The sequence below is a fragment of the Sphingopyxis sp. 550B genome (assembly GCF_057401805.1).
Genome location: NZ_CM171610.1, coordinates 1,989,498 through 2,010,054, shown reverse-complemented (window position 1 = coordinate 2,010,054; position 20,557 = coordinate 1,989,498). Strand labels below are relative to the sequence as shown.

General features: G+C 58.6%; 20 protein-coding genes. 4 read left to right on the top strand and 16 right to left on the bottom strand.

Annotated elements, in window-relative coordinates:
- Positions 1-6: 6 nt before the first annotated feature.
- Genes AC2S9W_RS09360 through AC2S9W_RS09350 form a run of 3 tightly spaced genes read right to left on the bottom strand, consistent with a single transcriptional unit; the run spans position 7 to position 2,469 of the window.
- On the bottom strand, positions 7-837 hold the full coding sequence (locus AC2S9W_RS09360) for a protein NO VEIN domain-containing protein (RefSeq protein ID WP_486572012.1): 831 nt from the start codon (positions 835-837) through the stop codon (positions 7-9).
- 55 nt (positions 838-892) lie between these two features.
- Positions 893-2,203 carry a HipA domain-containing protein gene (locus AC2S9W_RS09355; RefSeq protein ID WP_486572011.1) on the bottom strand — a complete coding sequence of 437 codons (1,311 nt, stop codon included), beginning with the start codon at positions 2,201-2,203 and terminating at the stop codon, positions 893-895.
- Between the two features lie 2 nt (positions 2,204-2,205).
- The gene (locus tag AC2S9W_RS09350; RefSeq protein ID WP_486572010.1) at positions 2,206-2,469 is read right to left on the bottom strand and encodes a helix-turn-helix domain-containing protein; all 264 of its coding nucleotides are present in this window, start codon (positions 2,467-2,469) and stop codon (positions 2,206-2,208) included.
- 139 nt (positions 2,470-2,608) lie between these two features.
- Here AC2S9W_RS09350 and AC2S9W_RS09345 point away from each other — a divergent pair, with 139 nt between their 5' ends.
- Positions 2,609-2,926, top strand: a complete 318-nt coding sequence (locus AC2S9W_RS09345; protein ID WP_486572009.1) for an MbcA/ParS/Xre antitoxin family protein — start codon at positions 2,609-2,611, stop codon at positions 2,924-2,926.
- A gap of 36 nt (positions 2,927-2,962) precedes the next feature.
- Here the strand turns inward: AC2S9W_RS09345 and AC2S9W_RS09340 are convergent, their stop codons facing one another.
- Positions 2,963-4,207: a tyrosine-type recombinase/integrase gene (locus AC2S9W_RS09340; protein ID WP_486572008.1), complete on the bottom strand. Its 1,245-nt coding sequence runs from the start codon at positions 4,205-4,207 to the stop codon at positions 2,963-2,965.
- A gap of 557 nt (positions 4,208-4,764) precedes the next feature.
- A complete protein-coding gene (locus tag AC2S9W_RS09335) occupies positions 4,765-5,007 on the bottom strand; it encodes a DNA -binding domain-containing protein (protein ID WP_486572072.1) in 243 nt (80 codons plus the stop codon).
- A gap of 123 nt (positions 5,008-5,130) precedes the next feature.
- Here AC2S9W_RS09335 and AC2S9W_RS09330 point away from each other — a divergent pair, with 123 nt between their 5' ends.
- On the top strand, positions 5,131-5,385 hold the full coding sequence (locus AC2S9W_RS09330) for a helix-turn-helix domain-containing protein (RefSeq protein ID WP_486572007.1): 255 nt from the start codon (positions 5,131-5,133) through the stop codon (positions 5,383-5,385).
- Here AC2S9W_RS09330 and AC2S9W_RS09325 read toward each other — a convergent pair.
- The 8 genes from AC2S9W_RS09325 to AC2S9W_RS09290 all read right to left on the bottom strand — a co-directional run bounded on the left by AC2S9W_RS09325 (position 5,382) and on the right by AC2S9W_RS09290 (position 15,832).
- Complete coding sequence (locus AC2S9W_RS09325; protein ID WP_486572006.1) at positions 5,382-6,389, bottom strand: helix-turn-helix transcriptional regulator; 1,008 nt, start codon at positions 6,387-6,389, stop codon at positions 5,382-5,384. The genes AC2S9W_RS09330 and AC2S9W_RS09325 overlap by 4 nt on opposite strands.
- A gap of 36 nt (positions 6,390-6,425) precedes the next feature.
- Positions 6,426-9,896: an indolepyruvate ferredoxin oxidoreductase family protein gene (locus tag AC2S9W_RS09320; RefSeq protein WP_486572005.1), complete on the bottom strand. Its 3,471-nt coding sequence runs from the start codon at positions 9,894-9,896 to the stop codon at positions 6,426-6,428.
- Positions 9,897-10,003: 107 nt separating this feature from the next.
- Positions 10,004-11,389 (bottom strand): spinster family MFS transporter, encoded by a 1,386-nt coding sequence (locus AC2S9W_RS09315; protein WP_486572004.1) that lies wholly within the window; start codon positions 11,387-11,389, stop codon positions 10,004-10,006.
- A 111-nt stretch (positions 11,390-11,500) separates the two neighbouring features.
- Positions 11,501-12,190 (bottom strand): Crp/Fnr family transcriptional regulator, encoded by a 690-nt coding sequence (locus AC2S9W_RS09310; RefSeq protein WP_486572003.1) that lies wholly within the window; start codon positions 12,188-12,190, stop codon positions 11,501-11,503.
- 7 nt (positions 12,191-12,197) lie between these two features.
- Positions 12,198-12,800, bottom strand: coding sequence for a chromate resistance protein ChrB domain-containing protein (locus AC2S9W_RS09305; protein WP_486572002.1), 603 nt, complete (start codon positions 12,798-12,800; stop codon positions 12,198-12,200).
- Positions 12,797-13,588, bottom strand: coding sequence for a fumarylacetoacetate hydrolase family protein (locus AC2S9W_RS09300; RefSeq protein ID WP_486572001.1), 792 nt, complete (start codon positions 13,586-13,588; stop codon positions 12,797-12,799). The genes AC2S9W_RS09305 and AC2S9W_RS09300 overlap by 4 nt, the downstream gene beginning before the upstream one ends.
- 13 nt (positions 13,589-13,601) lie before the next feature.
- Positions 13,602-14,810 (bottom strand): CaiB/BaiF CoA transferase family protein, encoded by a 1,209-nt coding sequence (locus tag AC2S9W_RS09295; RefSeq protein WP_486572000.1) that lies wholly within the window; start codon positions 14,808-14,810, stop codon positions 13,602-13,604.
- 29 nt (positions 14,811-14,839) lie between these two features.
- A complete protein-coding gene (locus AC2S9W_RS09290) occupies positions 14,840-15,832 on the bottom strand; it encodes an MDR family oxidoreductase (protein WP_486571999.1) in 993 nt (330 codons plus the stop codon).
- 146 nt (positions 15,833-15,978) lie between these two features.
- On the opposite strand from AC2S9W_RS09290, the gene AC2S9W_RS09285 reads away from it, so the two are divergent.
- A complete protein-coding gene (locus AC2S9W_RS09285; protein ID WP_486571998.1) occupies positions 15,979-16,815 on the top strand; it encodes an IclR family transcriptional regulator in 837 nt (278 codons plus the stop codon).
- A gap of 126 nt (positions 16,816-16,941) precedes the next feature.
- A complete protein-coding gene (locus tag AC2S9W_RS09280) occupies positions 16,942-18,231 on the top strand; it encodes a spinster family MFS transporter (RefSeq protein ID WP_486571997.1) in 1,290 nt (429 codons plus the stop codon).
- Between the two features lie 3 nt (positions 18,232-18,234).
- Here the strand turns inward: AC2S9W_RS09280 and AC2S9W_RS09275 are convergent, their stop codons facing one another.
- Genes AC2S9W_RS09275 through AC2S9W_RS09265 form a run of 3 tightly spaced genes read right to left on the bottom strand, consistent with a single transcriptional unit; the run spans position 18,235 to position 20,545 of the window.
- Positions 18,235-19,146 carry an SMP-30/gluconolactonase/LRE family protein gene (locus tag AC2S9W_RS09275; protein WP_486571996.1) on the bottom strand — a complete coding sequence of 304 codons (912 nt, stop codon included), beginning with the start codon at positions 19,144-19,146 and terminating at the stop codon, positions 18,235-18,237.
- Positions 19,146-19,673: a VOC family protein gene (locus tag AC2S9W_RS09270; protein WP_486571995.1), complete on the bottom strand. Its 528-nt coding sequence runs from the start codon at positions 19,671-19,673 to the stop codon at positions 19,146-19,148. Before AC2S9W_RS09270 ends, AC2S9W_RS09275 begins: the two co-directional genes overlap by 1 nt.
- A complete protein-coding gene (locus tag AC2S9W_RS09265) occupies positions 19,670-20,545 on the bottom strand; it encodes an enoyl-CoA hydratase/isomerase family protein (RefSeq protein ID WP_486571994.1) in 876 nt (291 codons plus the stop codon). Before AC2S9W_RS09265 ends, AC2S9W_RS09270 begins: the two co-directional genes overlap by 4 nt.
- Positions 20,546-20,557 lie beyond the last annotated feature (12 nt).

Below are 20,557 nucleotides of genomic sequence, written 5' to 3'. Positions count from 1 at the left end.
CTTCGGCTATCTCAGCGCTGCGAGAAAGCTTGTGGGCGTCAGCTCGATGTGCGCCGAGAGTGGGGGGCGAAGGCTGAAGGCTTTTGGTTGGCGAGCAAAATTCCATACCCTCACGAGGTGCCATTCATCACGGCAGGTTTCTGCGACCGCGATTTCATTCTGGCTGATGTGAAAAGGTGTGCGTTCCCAGCCGTTGGTAGTCTTCACTTCGATCAGTCGCTCACGGCCATCGGGTTCGAAGCTGGCAATGTCGAAGCCATAGCCATCGCCGTCCTGCACGGCGGTCCAGCGCACTTTATCGGCAAGATCGTTTCGTCCAGCCTGCAAGAGCGATTGGCGCTCGTGATGCAGGATCAACTCTTCACCAGCCTTACCGAGCCGCCTGTTCCTGGCATCGCGTTCAGCCACATCATATTTCTTGCCGATTGCCGCCATGATGGTCGGATCTATCAATGGTGGTTCATTCTGATGCGTCGGCGGAGGCCCAATCCACAGAGATGGCATTTCACGAACATGGCTGCCTTCGTCAGGTTGAACCTTTGGTTCAAGCCAATCGGGTCGTTGATCAAGCCAGCGCAACACTCCATCTGCCAACGCATTCTGATAATGCTTGGCTGGCTTGAGGCCTGTAACCCATGGCTGACCGAAGCCAATCATGATCGCGCTGATGTTCTGGTGCTTGCGCTCGATCGATTTGATGTTTCGCGGGATTCGTTCGGCAAGGCTGCGATAGCGCGCGAGCTTTACAAAAGGACGACCCGCAAGCTCGTCGCCAAGCATTCCGAAGTAGTCGGCGACAACCGCGTCAATTTCGGATTCGGTCCAATCTTCAGCCACCTTATCTCAGCTAACCGATATCGCAGGGCCTGACCAGGACGCGAGTGGCCAGATCTTATTGACCATATGCCGAGCCTCCCAACGAAGGTGCCTCATCTACGCCTCCGCTTACTTCTGGCACACCTTCCTGCCCGGCGTGCGCCTTTACTTCGGTTGCCCGCTCTTCGATTTCCTTTGCGAAGACCTTCAGCATCGACGAACCTGCTGGCATAGCTGCCACGTCCTCGACCGCTGCGGGCAGTTCGCGCAGCAACCGTGCCGTCACCTGTTCCACCCGCTGCACCGTCCCCCGCGCTGCCAGTCCTGCGGCTTCGGCCATACGCCGCCAGTGGCGGCCGTAGATGTGGCGGCCGCGGCGCTGCCCGCCGATCGCCTGGGCATGGCTCTGGGTGATGTTGGCCCACGCGAGGCCCGACATGAGATCGTAGAGCGGAGCAAGCTGCGGCGCGCCTGGGCCGAGCAGGATCGAGTAATTTTTGGCGTGCGAGTCGACGTTGCCGATCGCGATATTGAAGATCACTGCGTCGAGCAGCCGCGTGATGTCGCGCGCCGTCATATGCTGGCGGACAACCGCGAACATGTCGGCGATCGAGGGGCCGCGCGTTCCGGTGCCGTTGAACTCGTACTTGGCGGCAGGCGGCCGGCCGAGGGCCTGGCAGAAATCCTCCTGATGAAGGCGGCGGAAATTGTTGCCGGTGCCTGTCCGGTCATAGCGTTCGACCAGCAGGTAGCTGCGCTCCTCCGCAACGTTGGTCGTAACCGGCGCGACGTTGAGGCCGATGCGGCGGGCTAGGACCATGCACAGCGCTTCATTCTGGACGCTGCCGGGCAGGCGTGGATTGTCGGGCTTGAGGATATGGGTGGATGGCGCGCCGTTGATCGGCACCGCAATCTGGCCGTCGATGACAGCCACCGGCAACTTTTCCTGCGCGCCGGCGAGGCTCATCGAGACACCGTCCTCGCCGACCAGGAATGGCCGCGCTGGCAGTTCCTCGATGATCCGCTCCAGTGCGTCGGCATCCGGGATCGTGCGATAGCCGGGCTCGCCTCGCGGCCGCTGCGGAGCGATGCTGAGCGCGCCTGCCAGATCGTTGCCGGTCTGGGCTATCAGGCCGAGCGCGTCCTCCGGCGCTGCACCGAGCGCGCGCGTCATGGCGCGCAGCGGTTCGCCCTCGGGCAGGAGGTTCATCAGCCAAGGGAGGACCTGTTCTCCCTCATAGGGCTCTGGCCGGATCGGCATGGCGAGCGAGACGGGGAAGCTTTCGGCGGATGAACGCCAGGCATCCGCATAGGCAAGGCGGGTGGCCTGCGCGTCGGCGCTGATCGTAGCGACCAGACGGTCTTCGTAGTGAACTGGAAGGTCCACCGTCAGGCCTGCGAAATGCCGGTTGCGGTGAGTCGCAGGCCGACTGCCTTGGCTGCGGCGAGTGCCTTGCCGAGCTGCGCAGTGGGCTTGCCAGCTTCCAGATCGACGATGAAGCGCTCGCCGCTATTGATAGCGAGTGCCAGCTCTCGCTGGGTAAGGCCAAGGGCCTTGCGGGCCGAGGCGACGGCTGCGCCGAATTGGGTTGCGTTATTGATCATGTCATTCTTACCGAGCGGGAAGTTGCCATATGTGTCGTAGAGATTCAAGAGCATTTCTTCCCGATCGGGAAGAAAGCCCCTTGATGTTGAGGTCTATCCGGAAATTCTTACCGCTCGGTAAGTTTATTGGTGGCTTGGGCGGAGGTTCCATGCTATCGAGGGCGCGTCGAAGTCAGTGGATCTGTCCATGTCGATCGCCAGCGCTCAATACGACGATAACGAAATACTGGCCATGATGCGGGCCGCCGATGCATTGGTCGCGCGCTGGGGCGTTCAACATGAAGCAGCCGAACGGCTTCTCAACGGCAAAGGGCGGGCCGCAGCGCTACTCGGCATTCATCGCGCATTGCGATGCATGTTCGCTGACAGCGATAGGGCCGCGCGGTGGATAGGTGCTCCCAACGAGGCCTTTGCTGGAGCCAGCGCGCTGGATCTCATGCTTGCAGATGGCCTCGCAGGTATGTGGCGCGTCGAGGCCTACCTTGATGCGGAAATCGCCGGCTGAACAGATTGGTGACAGATCCTGAGCAATGCAGCAGGATCAACCCGGCAACGCGCTCGCAGCGCCCGATGGCTTGCGGAAGCTGCCTTGCAGCACCTTTGCACCGGACCTGAGCTGGTCGAGGTAGTCCGCCCAGCTCTGCATCATCCCGATCCGCTCATCCCAGTGCTCGCCGCGCGCGTAGGCGCGACGGACGTCATCGGTCTCAGCATGGCCAAGCTGGCGCTCGATTGCGTCGGGATTCCAGCGGCCCTGTTCGTTCAGCAGCGTGCTGGCCATGGCGCGGAAGCCGTGCGCGGTCATCGTGGTGCCATCGAACCCCATCCGCCGGAGCGCAAGGTTGATCGTGTTTTCACACATCGGCCGGTCGCGCTTGCCTTGGGCGGGGAACAGGTAGCGGCGGTTGCCGCTGATCTCGCGCAGCTCTTCCAGTATGGCAAGGACCTGACGGCTGAGCGGCACGCGGTGCGCGACGCGCATCTTGGTCTTGTCGGCGGCGATGGTCCAGATGTTGCGGGTGAAGTCGAACTCGCTCCATTCGGCCTGCCGCAGTTCGCCAGGGCGCACGAAGACATAGGGAGCCAGCCGCAGCGCTGCGTGAGTGACCGGATAGCCTGAATAGGCGTCGATCGCGCGCAGCAGTTCGCCCGCTTCCTTCGGTGTTGTGATGGCGGCACGGTGCGTCACCTTGGGCACGATCAGTGCGCCGCGCAGGTCTGCCGACACGTCCCGGTCGGCGCGGCCGGTGGCGATGGCATAGCGGAAGACCTGGCCGCAGGTGCTGCGCAGCCTTCGTGCGGTTTCGTAATGGCCGCGCTTTTCGACAGCGCGCAGGACGGCGAGCAGTTCGGGCGCCTTGATCTCGCCGACTTTGCGGTCTCCGATGATGGGGTAGGCGAATTCGAGCAGCCATGTCAGCTTGCCCACGGTCACATCGGCACGGCCCTCGCGTCGGGCCTTGTCGAGCCATTCTTCCGCCACGGCCTTGAAGCTGTTCACATTGGCAAGCGGGCCGGTGATCTTGTCGATCTTGCGCTTGGCGGCGGGATTGATGCCCTCTGCGATCTGCTTCTTGATCTCCAGTCGCTTGGCTCGCGCCTCGGCCAAGGTGATTGTCGGATAAACTCCGAGTGCCGCAGTGGCCCGCTTTTCACCGAACCGGTAGTCCATCCGCCAGTATCGCTGACCCGCCTTCGTGATCAGCAGGTACAGTCCGCCCCCGTCAGAGAGCTTGTAGGGCTTGTCGCGCGGCGCGGCTTTTCGGACGGCCAGATCGGTCAGCATTGTGCCACCTCTGTCGGTTTTGATACCGTCAGATATACCGTCATGTACCGCCAATTTCAACGAATTCGGCCGGATGCCGATGGACACCAAACTGGCTCGAAACCTTTGATTTCTTGGATTTTTCCGGACGCTTGTGGATGCGTCCGGAAAGAAAAATGGTGCCCAGAAGAGAACTCGTAAATTTCTGACAAGAAATTGATCCAGAAAAATAAGTCAATATCTAATCAGGAAACATACCCTCATATATCACTTCATTTGAGAAGTCTTATAAGGTTTTGAGTCCTCTCATGCGTCATCCTGAAATCTGAACAACATAATAAACTTAATATTTCCGTCCACCAATGTCCACTGGAATTTGTATGCTTCCGGGCAGAAAGGATTTGCCCACTCTTGGTCTCGGCTTCGTTCCATAGAACTTTCTGCCAAACTCTTAACGGCAGTCTCAAGGTACGGCTGGAGGAAATTCGAAGTGACGAATGGGGGAGCTGGATGCCGCGTGACCAACCAACAGCAGCACTGTTTCCGCTGGCGCTGGAAATGCAGGTAGTTGAAGTGGATTAGTGGCTAGCCTTAAGCCGACCATGGCAATTTCTGGCGATCCATTGAGCCCGTCGGAGATGAGTCGTCCAGCAACGATGAGAGCGTTCCGGCTCCGCCACAGGATCGCGATGTAGAACGATTCGAGCAACCTCACGCCAATCTGCACCTTCGGCTTCAGCATCAAGAAGACGGAGATAAAGGCACAGTCTCTCCTCATCATAAGGCGTAAGCATATCCTGCCATGGCAAGTCATCGGCCACCGGGGGGTCGAGTTCAATCGTCAAGCGTCATTCCTCGCACATACGGGAGAATAAATCCCGTTATGGGATAATCCGATTTCGGGATCAAAGGAAATTCCGGCCTCATTCTTTTTGCCGGACCCTATGCCCAGTTCACTTCGTTCACCACAGCAACAGAAACTTCGGGAAATTCTCATTCGTGCCCGCAAGGAGGCTAAATTGACTCAGGCGGTATTGGCGGCCCGCATACAACGGCCTCAATCCTTTGTCGCTAAATACGAACTAGGAGAACGTCGGGTCGATGTCGTGGACTTTGTAGAGGTCGCTAAAGCGTTAGGCCACGATCCGGCCGGACTGCTGAACGCGTATATGATGGCGCGTGAGGCTGATGGCATCTAGGTTGAGTCCGCCCGAAAGCGGGCGGGTGTCGTATCCGTCAATTTTCTGAAATTTACGGTGAAGTGGCTCTGATTGGCGAAACCCACCCGTAAGGCGACTTCGGCGATCGGAATATTACGATCCAGCAGCAGTTCTTTTGCCCGACTGATTCTACGTGCCTGCAAGAAACGGAAAGGTGTCTGCCCCGTCGACACCTTGAATTGCTCTCCAAAGTGTCCCGGACTAACTTCCGCAACGGCAGCGAGATCGCGCAGGCCGATGTCGGTTTCGAGATAGGCGTCGATATAGGCGATCACCCGGTTGAGACGGACAGGACCAAGCCCACCTTTGGCAACTTGGAGAAGAGCCGTTCCTTCACCATAGAGCCGATAGACATGTAACGCCAAGACGGTTGCGAGCCCTTCTGCGAATAGCCGTCCACCAGCGCCTCCTTCTTCCAGTTCTCGCCGCCAGCCCGTTGCGATGTTCGCTATGTCTGGGTCCTCCACTCCAATTCGCGGTAGGAGCACGACGCCATCTGGTGCGAACGCTTCTTTGATTATGGGGGCCAGAAACACCTGATCCAGCGCCACCACCAACACGCGGGGTCTGCCTGACCAGCGTTGATAGATTGGAGTATCGGCCGGATTAATATGGGCCATGTCCCGCACGACCGTCCGTTGTTCCATATGCAGCGCCGATGGCAATTGCCATTCCATGTCGAGCGGCTCGCCCTCGTGAATAGCGATAGTGAGTTGAGTCGCGCCAACCATCGTGCCGGGATTAGGCGGCAAGATGCACCGGCTGACCGAAATGCCCTCATAAACTACACGTTCTGCATAGCGCAGGGCGTAAACGGGCTGAGGTGCTGAAAAGTCAATAAGGATAATATTTCGAGAAACTACATTCTCCCTATTCCAATCAAGTTTTTCCAATATCGTTGAGTCTTCTGGCAGTTGAATCGGGCGTTTTCTGCCAATCTCTGTACCCCGGTCATTCTCCATATTTATGTATTTCATACGCATAAGATTCGGTGGATCTACGATTGCCTTAGATCCCGATCACTTGAGTATTCTGGCATTGCGAAACTCCTCGCTCATTATTTCCAGACGATTGCGATACTTCTCGATCGCCGCGACCTTAACCGGTCCGAAGCCCCTTATTTCGTCTGCAAGGGATAAGAGCGTCACCGCGATCCCATGGTTTACCGCTGTAAGCGCGCCAAGCACCTCTTCCACGAGCGCTTCATATTCGGAAATCAAAGCCCGTTCGGTGCGCCGCTCCGCCGTATGAGCGAACGGATCGAGCCATTTGCCGCGCAGGCGGCGTGAGCGAGCAAGAATGTGCAGCACCGGCACGATCCACGTGCCGAACTCACGCTTTTTGGGGCGCCCGTTTGCTCCGGCGCGGGCCAGAATGGGTGGGGCCATGTTGAAGGCGATACGTCCGCCATCTGCGAACGCCCGTTGGATCTCATTTCGCAAATCGGGCTGGGTCAGGAGGCGTGCGACCTCATATTCATCCTTGTATGCAAGGAGCTTGGCGTAATTCCTTGCCGCAGCGAGCGCCAACGTATCGGAACCGGGCAGTACCTCGCTTTCACGTTGCTCGACACGCTTTATGAGTGCGCGATAGCGCTCCGCGAGATGGTCGTCCTGATAGTCACGAAGATGTGTTGCCCGATGCGCCACGATGTCACCGAGGCTCTGCGGCGGCACCAGCCTGTTGCTGGGTGGTATGAGGGCCGACACTCGCTTCGGGTCTGCGGCAAACAGCCGACCCAGGCGAAACGCTTTCAAGTTGAACTCCACCGCCACGCCGTTCAACGCAATCGCGCGTTCCAGCGCATCGATACTGACAGGCAACAGCCCCCGCTGGGCGGCGACGCCAACGAGAAACAGGTTTGCGCCGATCGTATCGCCGAGAAGCGTGAGAGCGAGGGAGGAGGCGTCTGCGACCACTATCGAAGCAGCGCCGACCTCTTTGCGCAAACGCGCCAGCAACAGCGACGGATTGACCGCGAAATCGCGGTCGAACTGAAAAGCGGCCGTCGGCGATACGTCTGTATTGGCGATCGTGCGGGTGCGGCCGGCTGCGATGGTCGCGAAAGCTTCTGGTGCGGTTGCCGACACAAGATCGAACGCCATCAGCAGATCGGCTTCGCCTTGTCCCAGTCGCTGGGTATGAATGTCACCCGACTGCCGGGCAATCCTTACATGGCTATAGACAGCACCATTCTTCTGACTCATGCCGGTCATGTCGAACAGCGACATGGAAAGACCATCGATATGAGCCGCCATACCGATAAGCGCTCCGACGGTAACAACGCCTGTACCGCCAATCCCTGCAATCATGAGATTATAGCTGCGATCAGCGATGGATGCCTGCGAGGGTTCGGGCAAAGCAGCGAATAGTTCTTCGTCGATCCCTATGCTTTCGGGCTTGCGCGGTGCTGCGTCGTAAATGGTGATAAAGGATGGGCAGAAGCCATCCACACAGCTGTAATCTTTATTGCAGCTCGACTGATCGATCTGACGCTTGGGGCCAAATGGGGTTTCGACGGGCGTGAGGCTAACGCAGGTCGATTGCACCGAACAATCACCGCAAGATTCGCATACGCTCTTGGCGATGAAAAATCTCTTCGCCGGATCAGGGAAAGCTTTTCGCTTGCGCCGCCGACGCTTTTCAGCCGCACAGGTTTGCTCATATATCAGCACCGTGCAGCCGGAAGTTTCGCGCAATTCCCGCTGCGTCTCGTCAAGCCTTTCCCGATGCTCGATGCGGACATCGGCGGGTATTTCGGGATTTCCTATATGGCGCGAAGGATCATCGCTGAGGATAACGACCCGTTTCACCCCTTCGGCAAGAACCTGGCGGGCGATTTCCGCGACCGAAATCGGGCCGTCTATGGGCTGCCCGCCCGTCATCGCTACGGCATCATTGTAGAGAATCTTATAGGTGATGTTGACATCGGCCGCGACCGCCGCACGGATCGCGAGCAATCCCGAATGATAGTAGGTGCCATCTCCGAGATTCTGAAAGATGTGCTTGGTGTCGGTAAAAGGCGCCAGGCCAATCCAGTTGCCGCCTTCGCCACCCATCTGGGTGGGCAACAGCGCTTCTTGTGGCCGAACAAAGTTCACCATCGTGTGACAGCCAATTCCTGTCATGCTCAGGCTGCCGTCGGGGATGCGTGTGGAGCGGTTGTGCGGACAGCCCGAACAAAAAAAAGGGCTTCGCTTGGGGAGCGCTTGGTCGCCCTTTTGTTCCAATGGCATGAGAGCCGTAACGCCGGTGTGAACCCGTTCGTCATGGATGCCAAGCAGTTCCAGACGACGGGCAATGACCTGCGCAATCGCGAGCGGTTCCAAAGGCAGCGTCGAGGACAGCAGAGGCTTTCCGCTTTCGTCCAGCTTTCCCAGCAGCAACGGGCGTTCGGGGGTGTTGATCAGCACCGTAGCCAGCTGCTGCTCAAGGAAGCTTTTTTTCTCTTCGACCACCAGAATTGCGGCATGGCCATCGGCGAACGCCGCGATCCCCTGGCCTTCGAGCGGCCAGATGCAGCCGACCTTGTAGAGCGAGATGCCGACGGCAGCGGCGGCTTGCTCATCGAGACCCAGCAGTGCCAGTGCCGAACGAACATCGCCATAGGACTTGCCGGCCGTGATAATACCCAGCTTCGGCTGTGCCGCTCGGAAGATCGTTCGATCGATGCCGTTGGCCCGAACAAAATCATGTATGAGCGGCAATCTATGTTCGACGACGATCTGCTCCTCACGGAGCGGATTGAACGCACCTTCGCGGATATGCACGCCCTCGGGAGGGCCTTCCCGATAGGGTGGCAGGACAGGCGCGAAGGTATCGAGATCCAGGTCGATGCTGGCTGTCTGCTCGACAACCTCGGTCACGCATTTGATCGCAACCCAGGAACCGCTGTAGCGCGACATGGCGATGCCCATCAATCCGTAATCGAGGATTTCCTGGACATTGGCGGGGTAGAGCGATGGGATCAGGCTCGCGGTTATCGCCTGCTCGCTCTGATGGGCTACCGTCGATGACTTGGCGGCGTGATCGTCTCCATAAAGGACCAGCACTCCTCCCTTCGGATGGGCGCCACGATAATTTCCATGTTTGAACGCATCGCCGGATCGGTCCACGCCAGGGCCTTTGCCATACCATGCGGCGAATACGCCGTCATATCGCGCGCCCGGAACGGATTCGATCTGTTGTGTGCCCCGCACCGCAGTCGCCGCGATTTCCTCGTTGACGCCCGGTTGGAAGCGAATATGCGCTTCCGCCAGACGCTTGCCTATCGACCAAAGCGCCGTGTCGACATTCCCCAGCGGCGAGCCGCGATATCCGGTGATGTAACCGGCCGTCGAAAGCCCTTGCTTTCGATCGATCGCGCTCTGGGCCAGCAGGATACGGGCAATCGCCTGATTGCCGTTCATGACGACGCGGCCCTGCGTAAATGTCCACTTGTCGTCCAGCGAAACGGGTTTGCAATTGTCGGCGATGGCTGTGGTTGGCACGCGAACTCTCCTTTATTGCCGACCGGAATACAGGAGCGAAACGTGACTTGTTGTCGCCGCGGCGACAGCCGGGCAGATTTTTAGGCCATTATTTTGTTCTGATCAGACTATTCCCCTTTTTCGACAGCATTTCGAGCGGCGATTTCCGCCACGATCGTTCGTGATGATAACCACAGGAAAAATGCGGTCAGAAATCCCGTCAGCGTCAGCGCGACCATCGCAAGCCGAAGCCCTTCGGCTTCCCCCAGAGATTTCGCGAGCGCGTCAGACAGGAAGCCGACCGCCAGCGGGCCGATGCCAAGACCGACCAGATTGGTGAACAGCAGTTGTACCGCGCTCGCCATTGCGCGATGGCGCTGCGTCGCCAGCGCCTGGATTGCGGCATAGCCGGGACCGTACATCAGTCCTCCCACCACGGCCGGGACAATCAACAGCACGAGTGCCAAAAGCGTATGGGGCGTCATGAGCATCCACAGCATCAACGGAGTAGCGATTATCAGCGCCAGGGCTGGGACAAGGACATATGCCCGTTCATCGCGTATGGCTGCTCGATCAGCGAGCCGTCCTCCAAGGATCGTCCCTGCAATACCGAAAAGACCGAAAGCGATTCCCAGCGTCAGACCCACCAGCGTATAGACCGGGAGTTTCACGCCCATCAGCGCTGCGATGTCGTTTGTCAGGGTTTGTAGGCCTGTCGCATGATTGCGCAGGAAGAAGGATGCGTAGAAGGTCTGGAAACCATAGATGAGAATTGCCCGGCTCGCGATACCGGCGATCAGCCAGCAATATGCCGGTGACGAGAGTAGCGTCCGAAGCGCCTGTATCGTCGATACCCGCTGATGATCAACCTCCCCCGCGACGGAACTGCGTTTCGTGCGGACTTCGGGAATGACCGCAAGCGCAATCAAGGCAATCAAGATGCCGGGAACTCCGACGATAACGAACGCCAGCCGCCAACCGACGATCGGAACAAGTATACCACCCAGAGTAAGGCCTAACAGTGCTCCGATCGGTGATCCAAGCGAGACAAACGCCAGCGCCGACGCACGGCGCTCGCGCGGAGTGGCGTCGGCAACGAGTGCGTGCATCGGCGGTGTGCATCCCGCCTCGCCGACCCCAACGCCAACGCGCAGAAGTGCCAGTTGCGCAAATGTCGTCGGCAAGGCGCACAAGGCGGTGAAGGCGCTCCAGATAGCCAGTGCGCCGCTGATGATCTGAACGCGGTTTACCCGCTCGGCCAAACGCGCGATCGGAACACCCAGCAAACTATACAGGACTGCAAAGGCGAGGCCGGTCACTGCCCCCACCTGGGTGTCGCTCAAGTGCAGATCACGCTTGATGCTCTCCGCCAGAATATTGACGATCTGGCGATCAAGATAGTTGAGCGTCGTGACAGCCAGCAGCACGGCAAAGATGATTTTCTGGCGCTTGACCGGCCATCGCATCGCGACGGTTGCCGCCTGACCTTGTAACTGGTGAGAGTCGGGAGCCATATTGCTTCCTTCAAAATTCGAGGCGCAGCGAGCTGCTACGGGACCGTGGCTTTCCGAATGTTCCCGTCGGAAAGCTGCGCTGGCGGGCATGATGTGATCGCGCGACAGCCACTAATGATCGTCGGATGCCTGCGCGCGCAGCGCCTCCAGCGAATGGATAATCAAGCGGCCGTTCTTCACGCTTAAAAGCCCTTCGTCCTGGAACAGTTTTATGACGCGATTCACCGTCTGACGCGATGTACCCACCATCAGCGCCAGATCGGACTGCGAAAGATTGACCGCAAGCTCGATGCCGGCCTGTCCGGGCTTTCCAAAACCCGACGCCGCAGCGGCGATCCGGCTCGCGACACGCGCGCTGATCCCTCGAAGTTGCGCGTCCGCGAACAAACTGCTCAGAAGGCGCATATGGCGGGTTACGAGCCGCAGCAACGCATCATCGAACTCTCGATATCGCGCCCGGAGCTGGTGGAAGGCTGGTCGTCCCAGTACCTGCAACTCAGTGTCCGCGAGTGCTTCAGCCGTCTGGGGCAATCCCTCACCGTCGATGAGCGTGCTGACCCCGAAACAATCGCCTGGCCCGAACAGCAGGTAAAGCAATTCTCGCCCGTCCGAGCGCCGGACCGACAGGCGCACGGCACCCGAAACGATCCGAAACATTTCGCCACCTACCTCACCCTGGCTATAGATGAGTTCGCCTTGGGCGCATCGCCGGCATCGGGCCGCCGTTTTGAACTCGGCCTGGGCTTCTGCCGGCAACCACTGAAAAACATCAAATGGCGCGGGGGCGCTCGACTGCTTCATGCCATCCTCATCGGGGCGAGCATGGAACCAGCATTTCCAATGTGGCACGGTGCTTTCCGAAATCCACCTGGCCCCCGGAATCCATCAGGGCGCGCAAAAAGCGCACCTTTGCCTTCGGGCCTGAACCTTGTGTCGAAGGAACGGAGAGGCCGCGCTCTTGCACCAGAATATGGCTTGATAGCGCGCGATAAAGCGCATCATAGATCGGAAAGCTGGCTTCCAGAACGGCCAGGTCGTCACCATCCAGCAGCATCATGCCTTCGGAAATTTCAAGCAGGCCGACCGCAATCTGGCCGTTTTTGTCTTCGGTGTCCGGCCGAAAGCCTTTCCGCACATATGCCACGCCTGCACGGATAACGTCGGCGAGAATCCGAAGCGCCGGATCGGTCAAACCGAACCTGGTGATTACCTTGTCAAATGTGGTTCCCGTCTCATCATGGGGGCCGAGATCCGCTCCCGGTATGGCGAACGGAATCGCTTCGTTCGGGGCCGCTGCTTCCTCTCCCCAGGCGACAAACAGGAATTCGGCATCTGGGTCTATGAATCGGCTGATCAGCCATGGCACTGCCACGCGGTCGAGATGGACATGTTCGCGCGTCACCCATTTCATCGCGGCTCTCCCGGTTCTCCTTCAACCTCGGCGATCACCGTGTTGCGGAGGATGCCCAAGCCACTCACCTCAACCTCGATTTCGTCCCCCGGTTTGATCTCCCCCACGCCTGCCGGGCTGCCCGACAGGATCACATCCCCTGGAAGCAACGTAATGGCGGAACTGAGCCAGGCGATCAGCCGGGGTATGGGAAAGATCATGTCGGCCAATGCGGTCGACTGCCGAACCTCGCCATTGAGCCGTGTGGAAAGTCTGGCATTTCCCGTGTCGATTTCGGTTTCTATCCAAGGCCCCAGGGGACAAAAGGTATCGAAGGACTTGCCGACCAGCATGCAGCCCGCTTTCATCTCCTCGCGCTGGATTGTCCTCTCGCTGACGTCGTTTGCACAGCAATAGCCTAAAACATGATCTATCGCCTGATCCTCACGGATTCTGCGGCCTTGTTTGCCGATAATGACCGCGAGTTCGCCTTCATAATGGACGATGGTGCTGCCCAGAGGGTAGATGATCGGTTCATCATGTCCGATCACTGTCGTGCCTGGTTTCATGAACAACGCAGGAAGGGTGGGCTGAGCGCGGCCACTCTCGGCTGTATGCTGGGCATAGTTGAAGCCTACCGCGAAAATACGCGGTGAATGGAGCGGGGCCAATATCTCAACACTATCGAGAGGCAGCTTTTCTCCCGTCGTTTCGGAGTTCCACGGCTCCCCGGCAAAAGGAATTATCTGATTTCCCTCCAATTGGCCGAAGCCAATTCGGCCTTCTTTCCCGAAACGAACAATCCGCATCATAATCTCCTGTTCAGCGGTGCTGCACGATCGTCCCGGCGGACAGAAGCGCGTCGATTTCCGATTGCTCCATGCCGGCCTCCAGCAAGATGTCGGTGCTATGCTCGCCCAATTGCGGCGCAAGCCTTCGCACCTTCGGTTGTGTCTCGGACCATTTGCTCGGTGGCCGGATTTGTCGGATTTTGCCTTCGGTCGGATGGTCGACGAGGTTCAGATATTCGACGGCCGCCAGATGCTCATCGTCGATCAGAGAGTCGAGCGTGTGGAGAGGGGCAACCGGAATATCGGCCTCCAACAGTGCCGCGACCCATTCGGCGCTGGTTCGTTCCAGTATCGCGTCGGAGACAAACGCATAGAGATCATGTGCATGTTCGGTTCTGGTGCCGATATCCGCAAATCGCGGATCGGATCGGAAGATGTCCGCCTTGCCGATAAGCGACATGAACCTTTCCCAATGACCATCCGTGTAGATGATCACGCAAATCATTCCGTCACTGGTCCGATAGGGCCTGCGTTCTTTGGTGAGTGTGCGCTTGTATCCGGGCGGGCCAAGCGACGGCTCAAACGTGCGACCGGCAAAATGATCGCCGAGAACCCATTGCGCCATGGTCTCATACATGGGCACGGTGATCTGCTGGCCTTTGCCTGTGCGGTTCCTGTGAATGACGGCCGCCAGCAATTGCAGGGCGCCGCTCACGCCTACCGCTCGATCATTCAATGCCATCGGCGTATAATGCGGGGTCTGCGAACCCGCCTGGACAAGCATCGAGGGCAAGGCCGTCGCGCCCTGGATCAGATCCTCATAAGCAGGACGACCGGCATAGGGGCCGCCTTCGCCGTAGCCGACAAAGTTGATGGCGATGATGCGCGGGTTTGCCTTCGAGAGAGATTCATAGTCCAGGCCAAGTCGTGCCAGGGCGCGAGGCCTGACATTTGTTACGAACGCATCGGCTCCCTCGATGACCTTCAGCAACGCCTCGCGCCCGCCAGGAGCCTTCAGATCGATGACCAGACTGCGCTTGTTCCGATTGGCGTGAAGGAAAACCCAGCCCATATTCGGATTGCGCATCGGCGTGACATGTCTCGTCGAATCCCCTTTCGGAGATTCGACCTTGATCACGTCCGCACCCAGATCGCCTAATATTTGGGCCGCGAACGGACCCATGACGACGGTGCTCATCTCGATGATGCGCAGTCCGTCCAGCGGTAATGCCTCTCCCATTCAAATCTCCTGTTCTGAAGCTTCGGCTTTCAGTTCGTTACGTCGATCACCACTCGCCCCTGAACGCGACCATCCAGAATGTGTTCGGCAAGTTCCGGCAGACGCGACATCGGCTCTACGCTCGTCATCTTTTCCAACAGTGCCGGATCGAGATCGCGCGCGAGGCGCGACCATGCGCGCTCGCGGCGCTCGGCGGGCGCCATCACGGAATCGACGCCGAGCAGAGCGACATTCCGCAGGATATGAGGCAGAACGGTTCCCGGAAGATCGGCGCCACCCGCCAGCCCGCATGCCGCAACTGCGCCTCCATAAACCGTCTGTGCGAGCACGTTGACGAGCGTAACGCTGCCGACGGTGTCGACGGCACCAGCCCAGCGTTCCTTCTGCAACGGTCCGGCCGCTGTGGCGAGTTCCTGCCGGTCTATGATTGCGGAAGCACCAAGCTCCTCAAGATAACCCCGTGCTTCCCTGCGACCGGAAGACGCAACGACTCGATATCCGTTCCGCGCGAGCAACGCTATGGCAACCGAACCGACGCCGCCAGCCGCTCCGGTGACAAGCACCTCGCGCTCATCGGGGATGATCCCGTATCGTTCCAGCGCATCGACACAAAGCGCGGCTGTGTAGCCTGCGGTGCCGATCGCCATTGCCTGCAAGGGAGTGAATTCGGGCCGGAGTCGCGTCAGCCATTCCGGCTTGAGGCGCTGATAGCGGGTATAACCGCCATTTTCGGTTTCCGACAGGCCCCATCCGTTTACCACCACCTTGTCGCCGGGATTCCAGTCGGGAGAAGCGCTTTCGACAACGGTTCCGGCAAGATCTATACCGCCCACGAGCGGGCGCCGCCGTGCGATCTTGCCGCGACCGGAGACCGCCAGCCCGTCCTTATAGTTCAATGTCGAATATTCCACTTCGACAAGGACGTCGTAATCGGGAAGGTCGCTTTGCTGAAGCATGCGGAAGGCCCCCTTCGGCTTTCCGTCGTGATCGTCGATTACAAGGGCCCTGAAACTGTCTGCCATATGGTTGATCCTGTGCTTTCGGAAACGAGGCTCATGATTACGCATTGGGGAATCGAATTTCAAGATTCGATTTCGCTTGGCGTAATCATATCCCTCTTTCTCCGAAAGAGAGTCATGGTGTAAGGCCAATGTTCATAGGGTCTTCGGTGATCGAACTGGCAATTTCAGGGGAGGCGGCAATCGAGAAGGCAGAAGAGCAGATCGGTGTGCAGTCGATCGAAACGGGCATGGCTTTGTTGATGGCAGTGGCTTCGCTGGTCGATGAGACCCCACCGCCAATGCTGAAAACAATCGCGGCGAAGGCAGGGATTCCGGCCGCCAAGGCGCACCGTTATCTGGTAAGTTTCACAAGAAGCGGCATGGTCGAGCGCGATGCCGCAACGGGACGTTATCGCCTGGGACCAAACGCACGGCTGATCGGTGTCGCTGCGGTAAGAGGGGCCGATGTGGTGCGCAGTGCCAGCGCCCGCCTTCCTCAGCTTTGTGAGGATGCCGGTCATTCTGCCGCTCTGGCGATTTGGACGGACTACGGCCCAACGATTGTCTGGTTGGAGGAAGTCCGGCGGTCGATTACCGTCAGCACCCGTGTCGGTGAGGTTTTGCCTTTGCTGACCACGGCATCAGGGCGAGTCTTCGGCGCCTGGCTGCCGCGCTATCAGACGCAAAAGCTGCTCGCGCAGGAAATAGATGCCAACCGCAAGCTCAAGTCGGCAGATCATCCGTGGCGGATGGAAGAAGTAGAAGAGATATTCGAACAGGTTCGAAGCACTGGCGTGGGCTGGTCGCGCGGTGAACTGAACGCCGGAATTAACGCGTTGGCCGCTCCCATCTTCGATTATCGCTCTACTCTTGTTGGCGCGCTCGCAATGCTCGGTCCGCGCGAATCTTTTGATACGGCACCGGATTCGAAGCTGACTGCACTGCTCAAGCAGGCCGCTGCGGATGTCTCTTCTTCATTGGGCTTTTTTGCCAAACATACCTAAATTATTTATTTGCAAATTCGATACCGCGATGCGTAATCTTCCTGACCTTCTTTTCCGGGAGGCGTAGCCTCTGCGCGCGAGCAATGAATCGCGCTGGCAGGGGATTTGATGGGAGGATTTCTGAATATGGCCGATGAAGCTGTCCCCCGGTCGACGGCTGCAATGTCGCCCAAAGACACTGGCAGTCGCCCGCCGTGGCTCACCTTGGGCGTTTTGACGCTTATCTACGTTTTCAGTTTCGTCGATCGGAAAATGCCGTTGATCCTGATCGAATCGATCAAGACCGATTTACAGCTTTCCGACACCCAGATTGGCCTGATGACAGGGATCGCCTTCACCCTCGTCTACGCCATTGCCGGAATTCCGATTGCCGCGCTTGCCGAAAGATATGGCAGGAAGAAGATCATTTGCATGTGCATTTTGTTCTGGAGCGCCTTTACGTCGGCCGGAGCGCTCGCAATGAACTTCTGGCAGTTGATGATTTCGCGCATGGGGGTCGCCGTCGGGGAGGCAGGCGGAACGCCGGCAAGCCACTCGCTCATTGCGCACTATTTTTCCGATCGCCGGACGACTGCCCTTGCGATCTTCTCGATGGGCGCCCCGGTGGGCGCCTTTATCGGGATGGCTGCTGGCGGATACCTCAACGACCTTACAGATTGGCGCACGACCTTGATCCTGGTGGGAGGTATCCCAGGGATCTTTATCGCCCTGTTGGTGATGCTCGTCGTAAAAGAGCCCCCGCGCGCGCCGACCGAGAAAAAGCATGACGGCATGATCGCCGGAGTGATGACCCTGCTCAGGATAAAAACGGTTCGCCATCTTTGCGCAGCTGGCTTGCTGTTCGGTTGCGCCGCCGGCGCCACGATGAGCTTCACCCCTGCCTTTGCCATGCGTTCGTTCGGACTTTCCACAACACAAGTTGGCGTTTCATATGGGATGTTGGTCGGATTTCTCGGCGGCTTTGGAGTGCTCTTGAGTGGTCTCCTGAGTGATCGGCTGGGCAAGCGCGACGTCCGTTGGGGACTTTGGCTTGTAGGTGGCGCCATGATGTCGACAGTTCCATTTCATCTGGCGGCCTGGAGCGCTCCCAGCCATGCAATAATGCTGACGTTTCTTGTCATCCCCGAACTGTTCCAGAGTTTTCATGCCGCGCCGACCTTCGCGGCCCTTCAGACCGTTGCGCCGGTCAAACATCGCGCACTCGCCTCGGCCACGTGGCTGTTGTTCGCGACGGGAATCGGCCTCACCGTGGGGCCTTTCCTCGCGGGCCTGCTGAGCGATACGTTGCAGGAGGTGGCGGGTAAGGCATCCCTCGGCTGGGCGCTGTCGATATTGACGTGCCTGAAATTATGGGCTGCGCTGCATTATTTCATCGCAGCATCTTATCTAAAGAAAGAACGGATCGCGGAAATATAAGTCTCATCCGGGGAAGGGCATGTCGGCAACGAGGATCGAGGCCGTTTCTGCCTCGGTGATATATAATTGCTTCTTCCCCGGTCCGCCATAGGTCAGGTTGGTGACGGCTCGTCCAGCGCAGCTTCCCACGCGTGCCAGCAATTCACCAAAAGGGCTATACAGCCAAACCAGGCCACGTCCGGTCTGGGCGACGGCGACATTGCCCCGGCTGTCCACTGCCATTCCGTTCGGACCGATCGATCCGCCATCGAGCTGAACGAATACCCCCGCCTTGACGACAGGACCGTAATCAGGAGCAAGCGGGAGGCGCACCAGCTGCAATGTGCGGGTCACGGCCACATATAATATCGTCTCGGCCGCGTTGACCGCCAGGCCATTGGGATAGGCGAGGCCGGACATGAGCAGGTCTATCGTACCGTCGGGGCGCAGTCGGAATACCCGTCCGCAGGGATTCTCCAGCCCGCTCATGCCGGGGTCGGTGAAATACAGATTTCCCGATTGCCCCAACACAATATCATTGACGCCCAGCAATGGCTCACCCTCAAAATGCGTTGCCAGCGATCGTCGACTGCCATCAGAAGAATCAAAAGCGACAATACCATAATGGTGATCGGCTACGATGATTTCACCGTTTGGAGCGATCTTGAGTCCGGTTGGCCGCCCATCATAGGCGGCGAACACGTCCCAATCGCCGTCGGGCGAGATGCGAAAGATGCGTCCATAAGGCACATCAACGCAATAGAGCTGACCTGAGACATCGAAAGCCGGTCCTTCCAGAAGTGAATGGAAGTGACTTCCATTGGGAGGGGCGTTGCCCATCATCGATCGTTGGGCATCGGCCGCAGACACCTGGAAATGCGCTGGCATGGCGGTGTGTAGCCGGGTGGGGACATCGATCGGTGACGGGAACATCATCAGCGGGCCTCCCGTAATTCTGCACGCAGGACGGCTTCATCTTCCCCGGAACTGAGCACCGTGATCAACTCATCAAAACCGAGCGGCCGTCCTGCGGGATTGTCGTCGAAGGTATCGGTATTCATATAAGCGGTCGCGTCGTCCACCGTATCGAACAGATCATTGAACAGCTCCAGGGAGTTGCCATCGGGATCGCGAAAATACAGCGATAACGTCAGCACATGATTGGCGATTCTATAGGGGGCGATGCCGGCATCGTTGATCCGTCCCAATAGTCCTTTCATCGTCCGCAATGTCGGCACCTTGAACGCCGTGTGATAAAAACCCACCCGGTTCTCCACCTGCGCAGGTGCAGCATCAGGCAGCGCAACAAGTGCAACGCGATGATGTTCCCCATCATTGGAGATGAAGGCATAGGTCGCGCCCGCCGCTACCACCTGGCCATCGATCACAGTGGCATACCACCGGCTCATCTCGTCTATGGATTTGGTATAGAAAGCGACATGTGACAATTCGGTGGTGTTCATCGGCGAGGTCTCCTGAAGGAATTCAGCCAGGGGCTGGAGTATTGGGTTTCGCGGGCGGCTTTCAGACCCGTCATCCCCTCGGTTCGGAGGATGTCGGAAAAGCGCCGCCCATCGGGTGCTTCCGCAATCTGACTGAGATATTTGGTCATCACGTCCTGAGACCGGCCAGCGACGCGCCCCGCGGCATCGCCACCGGCTTCGGCTGCCTTGTCGACGGCGCCCTTGTTCAACATGACGGCGTGGCGCGGCATCCGCGCGATCCGTCGGGAAAGATCGAGCGCGCGATCGAGCAACATGTCGGCGGGGATGACGGTCAATGCCAACCCGATATCGTGGGCGGTTTCGGCGTCGATGATCTCGCCGGTCAGGATCAGGAATTTCGTCCATTGCCGTCCGATTGTCGGCAGCAGCTCGACAGCACCGGGATGGCCGATTCTTGCTTCAATGAGGCCGAACCGCGCGTCGTCCGCCGCAATCAGCAGGTCGCACTGTGCCGCCAATCCCAGTCCTGCGCCGAGACAATAGCCCTGCACTGCCGCGATGACCGGTTTCTTGATCGATCGCAGCTGCGCATAGAACTGGTTCATCGCGTCATTGAAGAGATAGGCGTCGACCAGCGCATCGTCCGCTGGCATCCGATCTTCGACCGTTCCTCCGAGATCACCCCCTGCACAAAAAGCGCGCCCTTCGCCTGAAAGCAGGATGCAGCCGACGGCAGGATCTGCGTCGGCGTCCGCAAAAGCTTGGCAGAGTTCCTCCCGGTTCGATCCAGGCCCTATGCCGAGCGTATTGAGCTTCTCTGGTTGGTTCAATCGGACATGAGCAACGCCTTCGGCGATGGTCAGGCAGATGGTTCGATATTCGCGGTTCATAGGCTTTCCTGA